Raw genomic sequence first — 16,604 nt, 5'->3', positions numbered from 1 at the left:
CTTGCTGTGTTGCCCTGGCGAAGTGTGTTCCAGCTGATGTTGCCAGGGTTCCGCATCCTCCGCAGAGGATGGCGACTGCCCAAGAATCTATCCGTACCGAGCGGTCTGCCACAAGACTTAATTTCACACCGGATACTTTAGGGTGGGCTAATTAGTTCAACCAGAGGCACATTGAACTGGCCCTATTGTGAATATTCGGCCTGAATAAAATAGACAGACCGGTATGCTATCGGGAATTAATCATGAATATAATCCCGCCAAAGTCTTGGAATCCGGTTAAATCGATGATAGCTTTCCAGACCAAGCGGTCTATGATCCTTGCACCACTGCGATTCCCCCGGCTGTTGAGGTCGGCCGCTGGACCGGTTCCGCTACTGGCACCACCGCCGAGGGAAATACGCCGCTGACAGAAATTGTTGAATCAAGTTGGGGACATTGAAAGTCCCAGCCGATCATTGATGAACCTCACCTGCAGCATCAGTTACCGCACCAGCCACATATTCGAACCTGCCCCTGAGAATCCGCAGCCTGCGCTGCACCCCACCAAAGAATGTTCCGAAAGGTAAAACGCAGTCATGACTGAAACTTCCCGCCCCTTGCGCGTCGCCGTCATCGGTGCCGGCCCCGCCGGCATCTACGCCTCCGACCTCCTCATCAAGTCCGACCTGGATATCCACGTCGACCTCTTTGAGCAGATGCCGGCACCTTTCGGTCTGATCCGCTACGGCGTCGCCCCGGATCACCCGCGCATCAAGGGCATCGTGAAGTCGCTGCACAACGTGCTGGACAAGCCGCAACTGCGCCTGCTGGGCAATATCGAGGTAGGTAAGGACATCACCGTCGAGGAGCTGCGCCAGTACTACGACGCCGTGGTCTTCTCCACCGGTGCCGTCACCGACCGCGAACTCAACATCCCCGGTATCGAGGCCCAAGGTTCCTGGGGTGCCGGCGAGTTCGTCGGGTTCTACGACGGCAACCCGCGCTTCGCACGTTCCTGGGATCTCTCCGCCGAGTCCGCTGCCGTGATCGGCGTGGGCAATGTGGGCCTGGACGTGGCCCGCATCCTGGCCAAGACCGGCGAGGAACTCAAGGTCACCGAAATCCCGGACAATGTCTACGAGTCCCTGGCCAAAAACCAGGCGAAGACCGTCCACGTCTTCGGCCGCCGGGGCCCCGCCCAGGTGAAGTTCACCCCGCAGGAGCTCAAGGAACTCGACCACTCCGGCACCATCAACGTGGTCGTCGACCCCGAGGACATCGACTACGACGCCGCCTCCGAGGAAGCCCGCCGCGCCTCCAAGTCCCAGGACCTGGTCTGCCAGATTCTCGAGGGCTACGCCATGCGCGAGCCGAAGGACGCCCCGCACACCCTGCAGATCCACCTCTTCGAATCCCCGGTCGAGGTTCTCACCGAGAACGACCAGGTTGTGGGCCTGCGCACCGAGCGCACCAAGCTCGACGGCAAGGGCGGCGTCGTGGGCACCGGCAACTTCACCGACTGGCCCGTCCAGTCCATCTACCGCGCCGTGGGCTACAAGTCCGATCCCATCGCCGGTGTCCCCTTCGACGATGAGCGCAACGTCATCCCCAACGATGGCGGCCACGTCCTGGACAATGCCGGCGTCGAAGAAATCCCCGGGCTCTACGCCACCGGCTGGATCAAGCGCGGCCCGATCGGCCTGATCGGCAACACCAAATCCGACGCCCGCGAAACCACCGACATGCTGCTTGCCGACGCCGCCGCCGGCAAGCTCACCGCCCCCGCCCGCCCCGAGCAGGGCGCCATCATCGAGCTTCTCGACGATCGCGGCATCGCCTACACCACCTGGGAAGGCTGGTACCGCCTCGACGCCGCCGAGCGCGAGCTCGGTGAGCCGGAAGGCCGCGAGCGTAAGAAGATCGTCGACTGGGAAGAAATGGTCAAGCATGCCAAAGCGGTGCCGGTGCACGCGCAGTAATTGATCGCAGTTGAGATCGGGGCGACCTTATTAGGGTCGGTCTTGAGGTCCGGCGTCCCGAATGCAGGACGGTCTAAGCCATCTTGGATACAAAACTGGCTGGACCGTCCTGCACTCCTCACACCGAGGTGTGGGACCTCACCCAGTCGAGGTCCGGCGTACCGAATGCAGGACGCCTCAGACCTTCCCGTGCACAGAACACCCCGAACCGTCCTGCACTCCCCACCACCAGGACCATCAAGCCACCGAAACCACCGACACTGCCGCGTACTTCCCCACCTCGGCCACAAACTCCTCATCATGGCAGCAGAGCACCAACGCTCCCCCGCCCTGGAGATAGTCCGCCAACCCGTGGTGGAACGCACTCCTTCCGGCGCGATCGAGCCCCACATCGGGTTCATCCGCCAGGAGAACCTCGGAGCTCCGGGCCAGTTCCGCGGCGAATTGTGCCAGCCGCAGGCCCCGTTGGCTCAGATCCAGGGGATGTTCCCCACCATCTAGTCCGAAGCGCTCCCGCAGTCCGGCATCGGGCACCATCGCTGCGGTGTCCACGTCGATGACCTGATCCTCGGCGTCCTGGAGCATCAAGCCAATTCGATATGAAGGTGGCGCGGCACCATCGAGTCCGACCATCGCCCGCAGCAGGGTGGATTTTCCCGAGCCATTGGGTCCTTGCAACCACAGCACTCCGCCCCGGGGCACCTCAAGGTCGACCGGTCCGACGCTGAATCCGCTGGCACGTGGCCCGCGGGACTGCCACCACCGGCGTTTATTCCTACCCCGTTGGCCCGCCACACCGGCAAAGCGGATACTTCCACCTCGCGGCATGACCTGGGCAGGAAAGGAGACATCCGCAGCTGCCTCACCAAGGTATTCCGTCGGGACATTCGGCAACCAGGTCCGGTGGCCGGCCACCACCACCTCAGCATCCAACTTGAGCAAGAAGGAAGCCAGCAGCGTCCGGGAGTGTGGGTCCAGGCCGGCGAAGGGGTCGTCGAGAAGCACCAGAGGGGCATCGAGGATGAGCACCGTGCCAATGGCCAGGCGTCGGGTCTGCCCACCGGAGAGCTGGTTCGGGGCGTGCTCGAGGAGGTCGAGCAGGTCGAGGGCGGCGGCGATCTCCCGGATCCGCCGCTGCATCTCCGGCGCGGAGACCCCGCGTTGCTCCAGTCCAAAGGCCAGTTCCTCCGCCACGGTATCGCGGAGGTAGGTCAGATGTGCGCGGGGGTCGGCGGTGAGCATCACGGCCTCCGGGTTCGACTCATAGCGGGAGGTCAGCTGGCGGGTCAGTCCGGAACCGGAGGCGCCGACCAGTTGTCTCACCCCCACAGGACCACCCCGACCGCGGCCAGGGGCAGCAGCCAGCGCAGGAGCTTTTCGCTCATGGGATCCGGCACCGGACGCAGCACGGTGCGCGGGCCCCGACGATCCAGGCCCGCCACCTCCAGCGGGATCGCGCGGGCGGCGCCGTTGGTGAGCAGTGTGGTGATCAGGGGCACCGCCACAAAACGCAGTGCTTTGACGGGACCACGCACCGGGCGGCCACGGAGTTTATTGGCGTCACGCACCGCCGCCAGGGCATCGCGGCCCTGCGGCAGCAGCTGCACCGCGGAGCCGAGAATATACGCCAGGCGGGATCCCAACCAGCGGTGTCCCTGCGCCGCCTTGGCCAGCTCCGGCACGGTGATCGCGGCTGCGGCGGTGAGGAAGGCAGACATCAGGGCCACAAAGCGCAGGGACAATTCCCCGGCGGTCTGCAACCCGTCCAAGGTGACCACCCAGAACAGCGGCTCCGTTCCGAAGGGGGCGTGGACCAGGAGCATCGACAAACCCACCGGGATGGCCAAGGCCAGCGTTGCGGCGGGCACCGCCAGGCTGCGCAGCTGCAGAACCGCGATCAGCTGTGCCACCACCAGGACCGTCACGCTCAGGCTAGGTTGATTGACCCCGAGCACCAGAATCCAGGTGCTCATAGCGGCCATCAACCAAGTCAACGGGTTAGTCATTCAGCACTGACTACTTTCGGGGCCAGTGCCCGCCGGGTTTTCCGGGGCAGCGTCTTGACCACCAGGAAGACCAGGGCCAGCACAATCGCCTTGTCCAGTGGATCAGAGATGAAGGACTGCCAGGTCACCGAGGCGATCAAGGAATTACCCATCTCGCGGAAGAGACTGACCATCGCGCCAGTACCCACTCCGGCGGTGCCACCGTAGACGAAGGCCGCCACCGGTGCCGCGACCGCGCCGGTCACCAGACCGATCATCGCGCCCGAGAGCAACGCCAGGAAGATATTGCGGAAGCCACCACGGTGGATCGCCACCCCCGCTAACCAGCCGGTGAGCGCGGAACCAGCGGCGAAGGGCAGGGCCAGCGGGTTGAACAGCGCCCACACCACCGAGCTCAGCGCACCGGTGGCCAGGCCCGCGCGGGGTCCGGCGAGTGCTGCCACCAGCACAGTTCCCACCGCATCCAGGTAGAGCGGCACGCCGATGGAGCCGACCACCTGGCCGATGAGGATGTTGAGGATCAGCGCCACCGGGATGATCGCGATGGTGCGGGCGGGAAGATTCGGGAGCACTCCGATGAGCAGCAGAATCGTGCCGCCGACATAGCCGCCGAGGGTGATCAGTGCTTCGGTGGAACCACCGACGGAATCCCAGTCGGTGGGGCGCACCAGCACCAGATAAAGCCAGGTGGCGGCGATGAGCAGACCACCGAGGCCGATGAGTAGGCGCTGAGGGATCGAGTATCCAGAGAGTTGTGACATGCGGTGAAAACCCTTCATGGGTGCACCCTTGATCGCAGGTGCTTCGGAGGCGGGGAGCTCCGCCCTATGTCACCTCGGGCCGAGCTCAGGAATTCAGGGGTTGAGTATATCGCTGGGAGTGGGGATCAGGAAGTGAGCTTTTCCTCCGACACCTTGGCCAGCACCCGCGCGGCACGCAGCAGTTCCGCTCGCGCGGCCGGGATGTCCACGCTGTAGACCAGCCGGGCATTGGTCTGGCCGCCACGAGCTAGCTCAGCGGTGGTGGTGGTGCCGCGCAGCTTCTCGTCCTCCGCTGCCACGCTGACGTGGACGTCCACCGTCTTGTAGGGGATGCGGTCCAGGGCGATCATGCAGGTCAGCAGGTCATGGATCTGCGCGAGGTAGCCCTCCCCCTGGTTCTGGTGGAACTCGAAGTAGAAGCGCAGGATATTCGGGAGGAAACGTGCGATCGGGGTGATCCCGAGGGCGTCGACAAGTTCTTTGAGCAGCACCGGGTCGAGGGTGAACTGCTCGGTCACCCCCAGTGAGCAGACGGTGATTGGGTCGATGGCCTGCGCGAATACCTCCCGCGCGGCATACGGATCCACCCAGCTATTCCATTCTGCGGTGGGTGTGGTGTTGCCCGGGTAGTCATAGGCCCCACCCATCAGCGTGGTGTTGGAAACCGGCCCGAAGTCCGCAAGGTTGGTGGCCGGCCCCGTCACGATCAGCCGGAGATCCGGGTGGTTGCGGAGGCTACTGCGCCACAATTCCCGCCAACCCCCGATCTGCGCCAGCATCATGGGTTTCACATATCCGAGCCCATAGGATCCGTGGGTTTCCGGGGTGGTCACCAGTGGAACCTTGCTGGGTCCGCGCCGACCGGGATAGGCCGGAACCTCCGAGAGGTGGCAGCGGTCAAGCACCCAGCGGGTATTCGCGGAAGCCTGCATGACATCGACGTTGCCGGCGGAGGTGCTGGCGCCGACCAACTGGATCGTGCCCTCATGGTGGAGGGCCGCCAGGTAGGTCAGTGCGAGGGCATCGTCGATGCCGGTGTCACAGTCGATGAGCACGGAGATCATGAGACGAGCTTAAGCGAGGGGGTGCTCTCCCACCTGGACAGCCGCACCTCGCCATCCCCCGTTTCACTGTCACCCACCCGAGCTGGCTCGCCGCCCAGTGCCAAAACACCACCCCAAACCCTAAACTCAACACTCATGAACAACCCGGCCACCGTGCCAACAGAAATCCACCCGGACCGCCGCCGGGTCCTCACCGGCCTGATGTTCGCCCAGGTGATGATCGGCCTTTCCAATGGCATCACGCTCTCCATGGGTAGTTTGCTGGCGGCTTCGCTAGCCGGCCCGGCCTGGGGCGGCTCGGCCGCCACCCTGACCACTATCGGGGCCGCCATCTTCGCGGTGCCGCTGGCCCGGATGGTGCAACGATATGACCGCCGCATCTCGCTGAGCACGGGCATGCTCTTCGGTTGTCTCGGCGCACTGCTGGCCATCCTCGGCGCCCAACTCAGCCTCTTCCCCGTGGTCCTGATCGCTTTTCTCTTCCTCGGGGCGATGACCACGGTCAACCTCCAAGCCCGCTTCGCCGCCACCGATGTGGCCAATGAAAAGACCCGCGGCAGCGACCTCTCGCTCGTGGTCTGGGCCACCACCATCGGCGCGATCGCCGGCCCGAACCTCTTCACCCCCAGCGCGGACTTCAGCCGGGCCATCGGCCTGGAGGAACACGCCGGCGCCTACCTGCTCTGCCTGTTTGGCCAGCTCATCGCCATCATTGTCTGGCGGTTCACCCTGCCGAAGGGCCTCAAACCCGCCCGCGACACCTCGCCGGACACCACCAGCTCAACGCTGACTCCCCTGGCCCGGCGCGCCATCATCTCCGTGGCCATCGCACATTTCGCCATGGTCGGCATGATGTCCATGGCGGCCGTCCACATGCAGGGCCACGGCGCGGGCCTGACGATCATCGGTTTCACCATCAGTCTGCACATCGCGGGCATGTACGCGCTGGCCCCGCTCTTCGGTTTCCTCACCGATAAATTCGGCCGCCGCCTGAGCATCTTCCTCGGCTTCGGCATGCTCCTGGCCGCCGCCCTGCTTCTGGTGTTGTGGCCGGAGCCGCAGTGGTCGGTCATCGCCTCGATGATTCTGCTCGGCCTGGGCTGGAACTCCACCCTCATCGGCTCCTCCGCACTGCTTAACGACGCCACCCCCACCCGCCACCGCGCCCATGCCCAGGGCCGCAGTGACCTGGTGATGAACCTCGCCGGGGCCACCGGCGGTCTGCTCGCTGGCCCGATGCTCGCGCTGGCGGGCATGCCCGGGTTAGCGGGGCTGGTGTTTGTGGTGGTGGCGGTCCAGGCGGGGTTGATGGCCCGGCGGGGTTAGGGGCTGCAGGGCGGCGCCGCCCTCAGGGGCGCGGCGGTGTACTTCTACTGATCCCCGAGGTTGAAGACTTCCGGGTTCACCGAGTGCGGCGCCTCCTCTTCCCTCGCCATCGCGATCGCGTTCAGGGCGCTGATCTCGGACATCTTGGCGCGCACCGGCTCGGTGGCGGAACCGATATGCGGCAGCAGCACGGTGTTTTCGAGTTCCGCCAGGCCCGGAGCCAGGGCAGGTTCCTGCTCATAGACATCCAGACCGGCGGCGGCGATCTCGCCGGACTTCAGGGCATCGACCAAGGCGGTTTCATCCACCACTGGGCCACGCGCTGTGTTGATCAGAATCGCGCTGGGCTTCATCTTCGCCAGCACCTTGGCATTCACCAGGTGCTGGGTCTGCAAGGTCAGCGGCACATGCAGTGAGAGATAATCCGAACGCTCGACCAGCTCCGCCCATCGCACCTGGGTGACCTTGCCGGCGAACTCACCGAGCTCCTCCTGACTGACCTCACGGTGCGCCGGCGGGCGCGGGGCGAAGATGATCTCCATGCCGAAGCCCAGAGCCCGCTTTGCCACCGCCCGGCCAATCCGGCCAAAGCCCGCCAAGCCCAGCGTCGCCCCGGTGAGGTCCTTGCCCAGCAGCATCTCCGGCTCCCATCCGTGGAACTTGCCGTCCCGGACAAACTGATCCGCCTCAACGATGCGTCGGGAGGTGGCCAGGAGCAGCGCGAAGGCGATGTCGGCAGTGGCGTCGGTAAGCACGCCCGGGGTATTAGCCACCTGGATGCCGTAGTCGGTGGCAGCGAGGACATCGATGTTGTTGTAACCCACGGCGTAGTTGGATACCCCCTTGATACGGGCATCGGCGATGAGATCCGCATCGATCTGATCACGGAGCTGGGTGAGCACCACGTCATAGTCACCGGAGGCGGTGAGCTCGCGCAGCTGCTCATAGCTCGGCGGCTCAGGCAGGAGAGTGACCTCGCCTGCGTCCTTCAGGAGGGAAAGTCCCGGGCCGGGGATATCGGTGGTAACCAGGAAACGTGCAGTCATGGCGTCTCACTTCTCACAGGAACTCGGCTTTGGTGTTGCGATTTCGGTGTGCTTTGGTGTTGCGGCCAGACTAGCCGAAGTGGCGGGAAGGTTGAAGGGGGTTGGAGGGCCGGTGGTCGCAGCTGAGGTCCGCGCACAAAATCCCGAATGACTGAGCTTCCACACCTCTGCCAGATCCGCTGCCCAGTCACCAGCTACGCTCTTCGCCGACATGGACGGGTGCACCGCCAGCCCCTCACCCCGCCAATCCCTACCCCCAAAAAGGGGCACTTGGGAGAGGGTCCCGTATAGGGGTGCCCTCGTTCATTGCACGTGGTCCGCACACTGTTACAGGCCCCCTCACCCCCGCCGGTTCCCCCACAAAAAATTCGCCGCAGGTAAGCAATTTCTCAAAGGGCAAAGGTACAGGAAACTAACAGGAGGATCATAAAAAGACGGGATGGAAGCGCACAATCTCCCCGGAATGCTTTCCTTGACCGAGCAGCGGAATCAACGCCAAGATAGGTGATACGACATCCTGAGCGGGTGTCACACAACCAGAAGACCACACCAGTTAACGACTGGTACCCCAAAAGGAGATTTTTATATGGATATCGCCATCTACCAGGACGCTCTCGTTAACTTCGAAGGACTCGGCCAGAGCATCAACACCGGCCTGCAGACCGCCGCAGAATTCTGGGCCCAGGGCTTCAACCTGTTCGGTGGGAACACCGCCACTGTGGAGACCGAGACCCCGGTCACCGGGACCTCCCAGATCCAGGCTGACATTGAGGCCGCAATCGCTGCTTTTGGTTCCTCCGCTGCTGAGGCTCCGGCGGCTCCTGAGGCCCCGAGCATCGAGAACGAGCTGGAGATCGGCCTGGAGACTGGCGTCGAGGCCAACCTCTAATATCCCCTGCGGGATAAGCCTCATACGAGAGCTGAAGGCGGCACGGGACATCTTGTCCCGTGCCGCTTTCCCTTTCGCCCAGTATGAAGGGTAGGTCTCGAGAATCACGCCAATGACCTTCCCCAGAGAGTCATTGGGCCAATCCTCGAGACCTAAACGTCAAACCCCAGGTCAGCATCAGGTCAGCCAGGCCAGAACCAGGTCAGAGCCCTAACCAGCATCAGGTCAGCCAGGCCAGAACCAGGNTCGAGACCTAAACGTCAAACCCCAGGTCAGCATCAGGTCAGCCAGGCCAGAACCAGGTCAGAGCCCTAACCAGCATCAGGTCAGCCAGGCCAGAACCAGGTCAGAGCCAGGTCAGAGTCCTAGCCAGCATCAAGCCAACCAAGTCAGCCAGGCAACACCCCCACGCCAAACCCACCATGTGGGTTAACCTCTCAAGCATGAGCACGAATGAGAAGCCGTCCACGGCCCCGCAGAAGCCCTTGCTGGTGCTGAGCAAGATCAGTGCCATTCTGGATGCTTTCACCTTGACCCGCCCCACACTCTCGCTCAGTGAGATCCGGGAGGCCACGGGGATGCCGACGTCGACGGTGCAGCGGCTGGTGACCAATCTGGTGTCCCAGGGTTTCCTGGATCGGGAGGATGATTCTTTCCGCATCGGCATGAAGATGGCGTATTGGGCGGCGCCGGCGACCCGTGGTGTCGAGGTGCTTGATCTTTTCAATCCGTTGCTCAAGGAGCTGCGGGATCTCACCGGGGAGACGGCGTGTTTCTTCCGTCCGGAGCAGGAGTACCGGGTGTGTGTGGCGATGGCGGAGACCCGTCATACGCTGCGGCGGGCGATGCGGGTGGGTGCGATTCTGCCGCTTTATGCGGGTTCGGCCAGTCAGGTGTTGTTGGCCTGGAATCCTGAGTTGTTGCAGAAGGTCAAGGACACGCCGCTGCAGCCGTTGACCGAGGCCACCATCACCTCCCCCGAGGAGCTGGAGGCGGCGGTGAAGCGGACCCGTCGCGATGGGTTTTCCATCACCACCGGTGAGCGCGAGGATGGCGCCTCCGGGATGTCGGCCCCGGTGTTTGATTCCACCGGTACGGCGGTCGGTGCGGTGACGATCAGCGGCCCGACGATGCGCATGCCCTATGAGGTCTGCCAGGGGTGGGTCGAGGATCTGCTCTCCACCGCCGAGCGGATGACCCGGTTGATCGGCGGCCGACTCCCCGATGAGTCCTTCTCTTAGCCTCCCAGCACAGACGCTTCTCGACGCCCCGTCGATCCCACCACCGCGCCAGCCTCCCGCATGGCGGGAGCATCGCTGGCGATGATCACCTCGGCGAAGTTATCCGCATAATCCCCCAGATCAGCGGCCACGGAACCCACCACCGCGAACACCGGGACCTCATGGTCAGCCATCCGGACCCGCCGCAGGATCGCCTCGATAATCTTGCCCTGCCCAGTCTGGGAATCCAGCCGCCCCTCCCCGACCACCACGGCATCCGCCCCGCGGAGCTGCTCATCGAAACCCACCACATCCAGGATGCGATCCGCCCCGGAGACCAGTTCAGCATCGAAATGGGCCCAGAGACCACCGGAGAATCCACCGGCGGCACCGGTCCGAGGTGCCCCGCTGGGATCCCGGGGAAACTGGCGTGCCTGGTCCCGAAGACGCCGCGTGAGCAGCTCAACGGTCGCAGCGTCCGCCCCCTTCTGTGGGCCGAATACCCGGGCGGCGTCCACGAAGGTGGTCTCCACATCAGAGAGCACCGTGATCCGGGCATCCCCTAACCCGCCGACATCCTGGATCGCCTGCACGGCGCCGGCACCACCGTCGGTGGTGGCGGAGCCGCCGGCCGCCACCAGAATCTCGGTGGCCCCGTGCTGTACGGCAGCCGCGATCAGTTGGCCGGTGCCATAGGTGCTGGCGGTGACCGGATCCCGGGGCCCATCGTGCGGCATATTCAGACCGCTGGCCTGGGCCAATTCCACAATCGCCAGCCCGGTATCGCTCAGCCCGAAACTCGCGGTGATCTCCCCACCCCAGGGGTTGGTGGCGGGTACCTCGATGAGCTCTGCCTCCAGGGCCGCACACAGTGCCTCATAGGTACCTTCGCCGCCATCGGCCACCGGCAGGGGAATCGGGGTGGCGCCGACCTCCCGTACGCCAACACTGATCTCCGCGATGACCTCCGAGGAGGTGAAGGTGCCCTTGAAACTGTCCGGGGCGATCAGGATTTTCATGAACCTACCTCCGGGTTCACCAGGTGCGGGGGCACTTCCCCCTGGGCCATGGCAATCGCATTCAGGGCACTCAAGCGCGACATTTCCGCCCGGACCGGCACGGTGGCCGAGCCGATATGCGGCAGCAGCACCGTGTTCTTAAGTTCCGCCAGGCCCGTGGCCAGGGCGGGTTCATGCTCGAAAACATCCAGCCCGGCACCGGCGATCTCCCCGGATTTCAGGGCAGCGACCAGGGCGGCTTCATCCACCACCGGGCCACGGGCGGTATTGATCAAAATCGCACTGGACTTCATCTTCGCCAGCACCGGAGCATCAACCAGATGGGTGGTCTGCTCGGTCAGCGGCACATGAAGCGAGAGGTAGTCCGAACGCTCCACCAGTTCCTCCCACTTGACCTGCACCACCTTGCCGGCGAACTCACCGAGTTCCGCCTGGCTGACCTCGCGGTGCGCGGGCGGGCGCGGGGCGAAGATGATCTCCATGCCGAAACCGAGGGCCCGTTTGGCCACCGCCCGGGCAATCCGCCCGAAGCCCGCCAGGCCGAGCGTCGCTCCGCTGAGGTCCTTGCCCAGCAGCATCTCCGGTTCCCAGCCGTGGAAGCTGCCGTCCCGGACAAACTGGTCCGCTTCGACCACCCGGCGAGCGGTGCCGAGCAGGAGGGCGAAGGCGATGTCGGCGGTGGCGTCGGTAAGCACACCCGGGGTATTGCCCACCTGGATACCCTGCGCCGTGGCCGCAGCCACATCGATATTGTTGTAGCCCACGGCGTAGTTGGACACGCCCTTGAGCTGGGCGGCAGCGAGGAGATCCGCGTCAATCTGATCGCGGAGCTGGGTGAGCACCACCTCGAAATCGCCGGAGGCGGTCAGCTCGCGCAGCTGCGCATAGCTCGGCGGTGCCGGGAGGACGGTGACTGTGCCCGCTTCTTCGAGCAGGGCCAGGCCCGGGCCGGGGATCGGGGTGGTGACCAGGAATCGGGGTGTCATGGTTATCGGGCATTCTCCAGAATCGGGGTGACCCACTCAAAGGCGGTCGCCTTGGAGCGTGCGCCCTGGGCGGCCTTGGAACGGTTCTGCTCGCCGAGCTCAGCCAGCAGCTCCTCGGACAGGTGAACGAGTTCAGCGAACGTCGCCGGGTTGAGCCACACCGGCTGCGTGGCAAAGAGAAGGTCCTCACTGGCGGTGTTTCCGCTGGCACCGGGCGCAAACGGGCAGCCGCCGAGGCCGCCGAGCGCGCCGTCGACAAGCGTGGCACCGGCGGTGATCGCCGCCAGGGTATTCGCCACACCCAGGCCCCAGGTGTCATGGCCGTGGAAAACGATGCGGCGCGCCGGGGTCTCCGCCTTGACCCGGGAGATCAGTTCGGAGACCTGCGCGGGTACCGCCTGGCCGAGGGTGTCGCAGATGACGATGTCCTCGCAGCCAGCGGCGCGGGGATCCTGCGCGATGGCCAGCACCCGCTCCGGATCAATCTGACCTTCGAAGGGGCAGGTGAAGGCGGTGGCCAGGCAGAGCTGGATCCGGCCGTTGACACCCTGGGTGAGCTCGATGGCTTCGGGCAGGGCAGCCAGGCTGACCTCGGTGGTGCGCCCGATATTGGCCTCATTATGCGCGTCCGAGACGGAGAGACAGTATTGGAAGTTGCGGGCACCGGCGGCGGCGGCCTTGGCGATATGGCGCGGGGTAGCCACCCAGATCCAGCACTTTTCCAGCTCCTCGGGAGTCAGTGCCGCCACCACCTCGAGGGTGTTGGCCATCGGGGGAACCAGGTCCGGCCGGGCCATGGAACCCAATTCGATCTCGGGCACCCCCAAGCGCAGCAGGGTCCGGACGACGCGGACCTTGTCCTCGGTGGACAGGACCTTGCCGGTCAGCTGCAATCCGTCGCGCAGGGTGACATCGCGGAGCTGGGCTCCGGGGTTGAAGGTGTGGGTGTTCATGCGTTCACGCGCTCCTTGGTGGCGGTTGCTTCGGCGATCTTCTCGGCGCTGAAGTTGAGGAGACCGCCGAGGATCTCCTGGTTGTGCTCGCCCAGGTCAGGGCCGAGATTCTGGATGGGTAGGGACTTCTCCCCGATCACGGGCACGATGCCCGGGAAGCCGACATCGCTGAGGACTTCCTCGCCGGTGGAGACATCGAACTTCTGGATCATGTTGCGGGCGGCGTACTGCGGGTCCTCGCCGATATCTGCGGCGGTGTAGATCGGGCCGGCGGGAACCCCGGCATCATCGAGCACCGCCAGGGCCTGCGCGGCGGTGCGGCCGGCGGTCCACTCGCCGATGGCGGCATCGAGTTCTTCACGACGCTCCCAGCGATCGGCGTTGCTCTGCAGGTCCGGGTCCGCACCCAGATCGGGGCGGCCGATGACCTCCATATAGCGCTGGTAGATCGAGTCGCCATTACCGGCGACGACGATGCTGGCACCGTCACCGCAGACATAGGCGTTGGTCGGGGCGATGCCCTCCATCCGGCCACCCACCCGCTCACGCTCGATGCCATAGGCCTGGTTATCCGGGATCAGAGACTCCATCATGGAGAACATGGCCTCATGCAGCGCCACATCAATGATCCGGTCCTTGAGCTCGATCCGGCGCTCCCCCTCCGGGCGGGCGGCTTCGCGCTGGTAGAGACTCATCACCACCCCGAAGGCGGCGTAGAGGCCGGCAATGGAATCACCGATGGAGACCCCGACGCGGACCGGCGCCCGATCCGGGTCGCCGACCAGGTTACGGAAGCCACTGAAGGCCTCGGCGACGGCCGCGAAACCCGGGCGATGCGAGAGCGGGCCGGTCTGGCCGAAGGCCGAGATCCGGCTGATCACCAGTTCCGGGTTGATCTCATTGAGCACCTCCGGACCCAGGCCCCAGCGCTCCAGGGTGCCGGGGCGGAAGTTCTCCAGCAGCACATCACACTCCGCGACCAGGGCCTTGACGGCTTCCTTGCCGGCCTCGGAACGCAGGTCCAGCACCACCGACTTCTTATTGCGGTTAATGGTGCGGAAGAGCATTGAGGTGGTGCCCTTATATAGCCGCCAGTTGCGCAGCTCATCACCGGTACCGGGACGCTCAATCTTGATGACTTCGGCGCCGAAATCGCCGAGCAGACGGCCGGCGGTGGGAGCGGCGATATAGTTGCCCAGCTCCAGGACGCGGATACCGGCCAGCGGCTGGGGGATGTGCTCGGTCGTGTCGTGTTCGGTCGTGTCGTGTTCGGTCATGGCGTGTTCGTTCATGGGGGAAGATCCTCTCGGGAAAAGTACGGTGTGGAAGCTTTGTGCGGGTTTCTACTGCGGTATCAGATGAAAAGTCCGAGAACCATGGTGCAGCCCAGGGCCACCACCGAGGCCACCGAGACACCGAGCGAGCAGGACTTCAGCGTGCCGCGGGTGGTCTGGCCGAGCATCGACTGCAGCAGCCAGAAGGTGTTCGAGGTGACATGCACCAGGAAAAGAGAACCGGAGCCGGCAGCCAGGGCCAGCAGCACCGGGTCCAACCCGATCTGGGAGGCCACCGGGGCGAGCAGCCCCGCCGCGGTGATCGCGGAGATGGTCACGGAGCCGACGGCGATATGAAGCAGGGCGGCAATCGCCCAGACGGTGAGCAGCGGTGCGAAGGAACCTGCGGTGAAGTACTGGCCGAGGACATCGCCCATTCCGCTGGCTGCGATCACGGCGGCCAGGGAGCCACCGGCACCGGTGAGGATCAGGATCTGGCCGGACTCACGGAAACCGTCGACCACTGCCTTTTCCACCCGCTCGCCGCCGATGGTGTAGCGGGCGACGTAGCTGGTACCCAGCAGGCCGATCAGCAGTGCGACGACCGGGGCGGACAGGAACTCGATGACCGGGTGGGTCACGCCAGCCATCTCGAGGATGGCGCCGGTGGCGATGAGGAACAATGCGGTCAACATCGGGGCGAAGATCAGGATGAGGCTCGGTTCCTTCTCCTCTGCTTCAGCGCGCTGGTCCACCTTGTGCGGGAGTAGACCGATGCGGCTGCCGTGGCCATCGATGAGGCCTTCCTCCTGCTCTACCGGGGCGGGTCCACCGGAGCCGTCAGTGCCGCCGTCGCGATCCGTGGAGGTAGCGGAACCGCCGGTTGCTTCATCGGTTTCATCGATGACCTGCTGGTCCAGTTCGGTGTTCCACAGACCACGGTGGATGAAGAAGTTCATGATCGCGATGGAGATGATGATGGTGGGGACGATGACGATGAAACCGAAGATCATCATCTTGCCCAGCGGCACACCGAGCAGGCCAGCCAGGGCCAGAGACGCCACACCCGGAACCATGAGGACAATGCCGCACTCCAGGCTGATAGCCATCGCGGTGGCCATCTTGGCGATACCGAACTTGCCCAGGTGAGGGGCCATTCGACGAGCCAGCGGGGCGCTCATCACCAGCAGCACATCAAGGAAGATGGACTGCAGTGCGACACCGATGGTCAACCCCAAGGCATAGGGAACACCACGTGGACCGAAGACCCGCAACAGGGTATCCACCAGCCGGCGGATCGCGCCGGTCTCGTTGAGGATCGAGCCCATCAGCACGCCCCAGGCGATCAGCAGACCGACCTCAAACATGATGTCGCCGAAGCCTTGCATGGCAGTTTCAGTGGTTACGGCCGGACCTAGGCCCGTAGCCAGCCCGAGGACCATGGCACCAGTCACCAGGGAGACCACAGGGTTGATTCTCAGTTTGACGATCATAAGAACGATTCCCACGATCACCGCAGCGGTGATCGAGAGGATTTGCCAGTCCGCCATGAGCGGTCTCCTTCTTCCTCAGAGACACCCACAATCCTGTGGTGCGCCTCACTTCCAATTGAGCGTGTGACTCACGACGTTAGCATTAACTCACATAGTGAGCCATAGCTCATTTCAAATGTGAGCCATGTCACTGCGCGTGCAGCGGAGGTGGGACCACTGGCCCAAGGATGCATTTCCCGGCAAAACTTCCCCGAAGCAGGGGAAATGCGGGGACCATGCCCCGTATCAGGGCGCTCGCGAATATCTAGGAGGCCGTATGCCGCCGTCCCCGGAGCATGCCCAACGCAGCCGAAAACGCGGCGAGGGAAGATGACCCCGCGCCGCGTACCCCCTAATTGTCAGACCCCAAACAGCAGATTCCGGAACACCTGGGCCGCGGCTCACCCCTGGCCGAATATCGGATTTAAGACGCCTGCCGAGCCGACGCCTGATGTCACATACCAGAAACGGCCAGAAATTGAGATCCTCAACTGAGCTACTGGGCCCCGGCATGCCACTCCTCGGCCAGAAACTCCTGGCATGAAGGGTAGGTCTCGAGAATCAGGCCAA

General features: G+C 64.3%; 14 protein-coding genes. 4 read left to right on the top strand and 10 right to left on the bottom strand.

Going from position 1 to position 16,604, the window contains the following annotated elements; translation table 11 throughout:
* Positions 1 to 575 precede the first annotated feature (575 nt).
* Positions 576 to 1,958 carry an FAD-dependent oxidoreductase gene (locus tag ACTU46_RS15750; RefSeq protein WP_443383726.1) on the top strand — a complete coding sequence of 461 codons (1,383 nt, stop codon included), beginning with the start codon at positions 576 to 578 and terminating at the stop codon, positions 1,956 to 1,958.
* A 237-nt stretch (positions 1,959 to 2,195) separates the two neighbouring features.
* Here ACTU46_RS15750 and ACTU46_RS15745 read toward each other — a convergent pair whose 3' ends face one another.
* The 4 genes from ACTU46_RS15745 to ACTU46_RS15730 all read right to left on the bottom strand — a co-directional run bounded on the left by ACTU46_RS15745 (position 2,196) and on the right by ACTU46_RS15730 (position 5,789).
* The gene (locus ACTU46_RS15745; protein WP_443383723.1) at positions 2,196 to 3,281 is read right to left on the bottom strand and encodes an ATP-binding cassette domain-containing protein; all 1,086 of its coding nucleotides are present in this window, start codon (positions 3,279 to 3,281) and stop codon (positions 2,196 to 2,198) included.
* Positions 3,278 to 3,964, bottom strand: coding sequence for an energy-coupling factor transporter transmembrane component T family protein (locus ACTU46_RS15740; RefSeq protein ID WP_443383720.1), 687 nt, complete (start codon positions 3,962 to 3,964; stop codon positions 3,278 to 3,280). Before ACTU46_RS15740 ends, ACTU46_RS15745 begins: the two co-directional genes overlap by 4 nt.
* Positions 3,961 to 4,725: an ECF transporter S component gene (locus ACTU46_RS15735; protein ID WP_443383717.1), complete on the bottom strand. Its 765-nt coding sequence runs from the start codon at positions 4,723 to 4,725 to the stop codon at positions 3,961 to 3,963. Before ACTU46_RS15735 ends, ACTU46_RS15740 begins: the two co-directional genes overlap by 4 nt.
* A gap of 125 nt (positions 4,726 to 4,850) precedes the next feature.
* Positions 4,851 to 5,789, bottom strand: coding sequence for a nucleoside hydrolase (locus ACTU46_RS15730; protein WP_443383714.1), 939 nt, complete (start codon positions 5,787 to 5,789; stop codon positions 4,851 to 4,853).
* Positions 5,790 to 5,924: 135 nt separating this feature from the next.
* Here ACTU46_RS15730 and ACTU46_RS15725 point away from each other — a divergent pair, with 135 nt between their 5' ends.
* Complete coding sequence (locus ACTU46_RS15725) at positions 5,925 to 7,115, top strand: MFS transporter (RefSeq protein WP_443383711.1); 1,191 nt, start codon at positions 5,925 to 5,927, stop codon at positions 7,113 to 7,115.
* Positions 7,116 to 7,159: 44 nt separating this feature from the next.
* Here ACTU46_RS15725 and ACTU46_RS15720 read toward each other — a convergent pair whose 3' ends face one another.
* Positions 7,160 to 8,161, bottom strand: a complete 1,002-nt coding sequence (locus ACTU46_RS15720; protein ID WP_443383709.1) for a 2-hydroxyacid dehydrogenase — start codon at positions 8,159 to 8,161, stop codon at positions 7,160 to 7,162.
* Positions 8,162 to 8,747: 586 nt separating this feature from the next.
* Here ACTU46_RS15720 and ACTU46_RS15715 point away from each other — a divergent pair.
* Both ACTU46_RS15715 and ACTU46_RS15710 read left to right on the top strand, forming a co-directional pair.
* Positions 8,748 to 9,050, top strand: coding sequence for a hypothetical protein (locus ACTU46_RS15715; RefSeq protein ID WP_443383706.1), 303 nt, complete (start codon positions 8,748 to 8,750; stop codon positions 9,048 to 9,050).
* 443 nt (positions 9,051 to 9,493) lie between these two features.
* On the top strand, positions 9,494 to 10,291 hold the full coding sequence (locus ACTU46_RS15710; protein ID WP_443383703.1) for an IclR family transcriptional regulator: 798 nt from the start codon (positions 9,494 to 9,496) through the stop codon (positions 10,289 to 10,291).
* Here the strand turns inward: ACTU46_RS15710 and ACTU46_RS15705 are convergent.
* From ACTU46_RS15705 to ACTU46_RS15685, 5 genes are all read right to left on the bottom strand, one after another.
* Positions 10,288 to 11,289, bottom strand: coding sequence for a glycerate kinase (locus ACTU46_RS15705; protein WP_443383700.1), 1,002 nt, complete (start codon positions 11,287 to 11,289; stop codon positions 10,288 to 10,290). The two genes, ACTU46_RS15710 and ACTU46_RS15705, sit on opposite strands and share 4 nt — an antisense overlap.
* Positions 11,286 to 12,275, bottom strand: coding sequence for a 2-hydroxyacid dehydrogenase (locus tag ACTU46_RS15700; protein WP_443383697.1), 990 nt, complete (start codon positions 12,273 to 12,275; stop codon positions 11,286 to 11,288). The genes ACTU46_RS15705 and ACTU46_RS15700 overlap by 4 nt, the downstream gene beginning before the upstream one ends.
* Positions 12,276 to 12,277: 2 nt before the next feature.
* Positions 12,278 to 13,228, bottom strand: coding sequence for a hydroxymethylglutaryl-CoA lyase (locus ACTU46_RS15695; protein ID WP_443383694.1), 951 nt, complete (start codon positions 13,226 to 13,228; stop codon positions 12,278 to 12,280).
* Positions 13,225 to 14,505, bottom strand: a complete 1,281-nt coding sequence (locus ACTU46_RS15690) for a CaiB/BaiF CoA transferase family protein (RefSeq protein ID WP_443383755.1) — start codon at positions 14,503 to 14,505, stop codon at positions 13,225 to 13,227. The genes ACTU46_RS15695 and ACTU46_RS15690 overlap by 4 nt, the downstream gene beginning before the upstream one ends.
* Before the next feature lie 77 nt (positions 14,506 to 14,582).
* Positions 14,583 to 16,052, bottom strand: coding sequence for a GntP family permease (locus tag ACTU46_RS15685; RefSeq protein ID WP_443383691.1), 1,470 nt, complete (start codon positions 16,050 to 16,052; stop codon positions 14,583 to 14,585).
* Positions 16,053 to 16,604 lie beyond the last annotated feature (552 nt).

It is taken from the genome of Corynebacterium sp. A21, from assembly GCF_052266655.1.
In the GTDB taxonomy this organism is placed as follows: Bacteria; Actinomycetota; Actinomycetes; order Mycobacteriales; family Mycobacteriaceae; genus Corynebacterium.
Note: the sequence above shows the minus strand (reverse complement) of the source record. Positions and strands in the feature narration are given on the sequence as shown.

What these genes read in the sequence shown, in the direction of transcription:
- ACTU46_RS15695 (WP_443383694.1), bottom strand. Translation starts at nt 13,228, where the DNA reads ATGAACACCCACACCTTCAACCCCGGAGCCCAGCTCCGCGATGTCACC.
- ACTU46_RS15685 (WP_443383691.1), bottom strand. Translation starts at nt 16,052, where the DNA reads ATGGCGGACTGGCAAATCCTCTCGATCACCGCTGCGGTGATCGTGGGA.
- ACTU46_RS15720 (WP_443383709.1), bottom strand. Translation starts at nt 8,161, where the DNA reads ATGACTGCACGTTTCCTGGTTACCACCGATATCCCCGGCCCGGGACTT.
- ACTU46_RS15705 (WP_443383700.1), bottom strand. Translation starts at nt 11,289, where the DNA reads ATGAAAATCCTGATCGCCCCGGACAGTTTCAAGGGCACCTTCACCTCC.
- ACTU46_RS15740 (WP_443383720.1), bottom strand. Translation starts at nt 3,964, where the DNA reads ATGACTAACCCGTTGACTTGGTTGATGGCCGCTATGAGCACCTGGATT.
- ACTU46_RS15690 (WP_443383755.1), bottom strand. Translation starts at nt 14,505, where the DNA reads ATGACCGAACACGACACGACCGAACACGACACGACCGAGCACATCCCC.
- ACTU46_RS15715 (WP_443383706.1), top strand. Translation starts at nt 8,748, where the DNA reads ATGGATATCGCCATCTACCAGGACGCTCTCGTTAACTTCGAAGGACTC.
- ACTU46_RS15725 (WP_443383711.1), top strand. Translation starts at nt 5,925, where the DNA reads ATGAACAACCCGGCCACCGTGCCAACAGAAATCCACCCGGACCGCCGC.
- ACTU46_RS15700 (WP_443383697.1), bottom strand. Translation starts at nt 12,275, where the DNA reads ATGACACCCCGATTCCTGGTCACCACCCCGATCCCCGGCCCGGGCCTG.
- ACTU46_RS15735 (WP_443383717.1), bottom strand. Translation starts at nt 4,725, where the DNA reads ATGTCACAACTCTCTGGATACTCGATCCCTCAGCGCCTACTCATCGGC.
- ACTU46_RS15750 (WP_443383726.1), top strand. Translation starts at nt 576, where the DNA reads ATGACTGAAACTTCCCGCCCCTTGCGCGTCGCCGTCATCGGTGCCGGC.
- ACTU46_RS15710 (WP_443383703.1), top strand. Translation starts at nt 9,494, where the DNA reads ATGAGCACGAATGAGAAGCCGTCCACGGCCCCGCAGAAGCCCTTGCTG.
- ACTU46_RS15730 (WP_443383714.1), bottom strand. Translation starts at nt 5,789, where the DNA reads ATGATCTCCGTGCTCATCGACTGTGACACCGGCATCGACGATGCCCTC.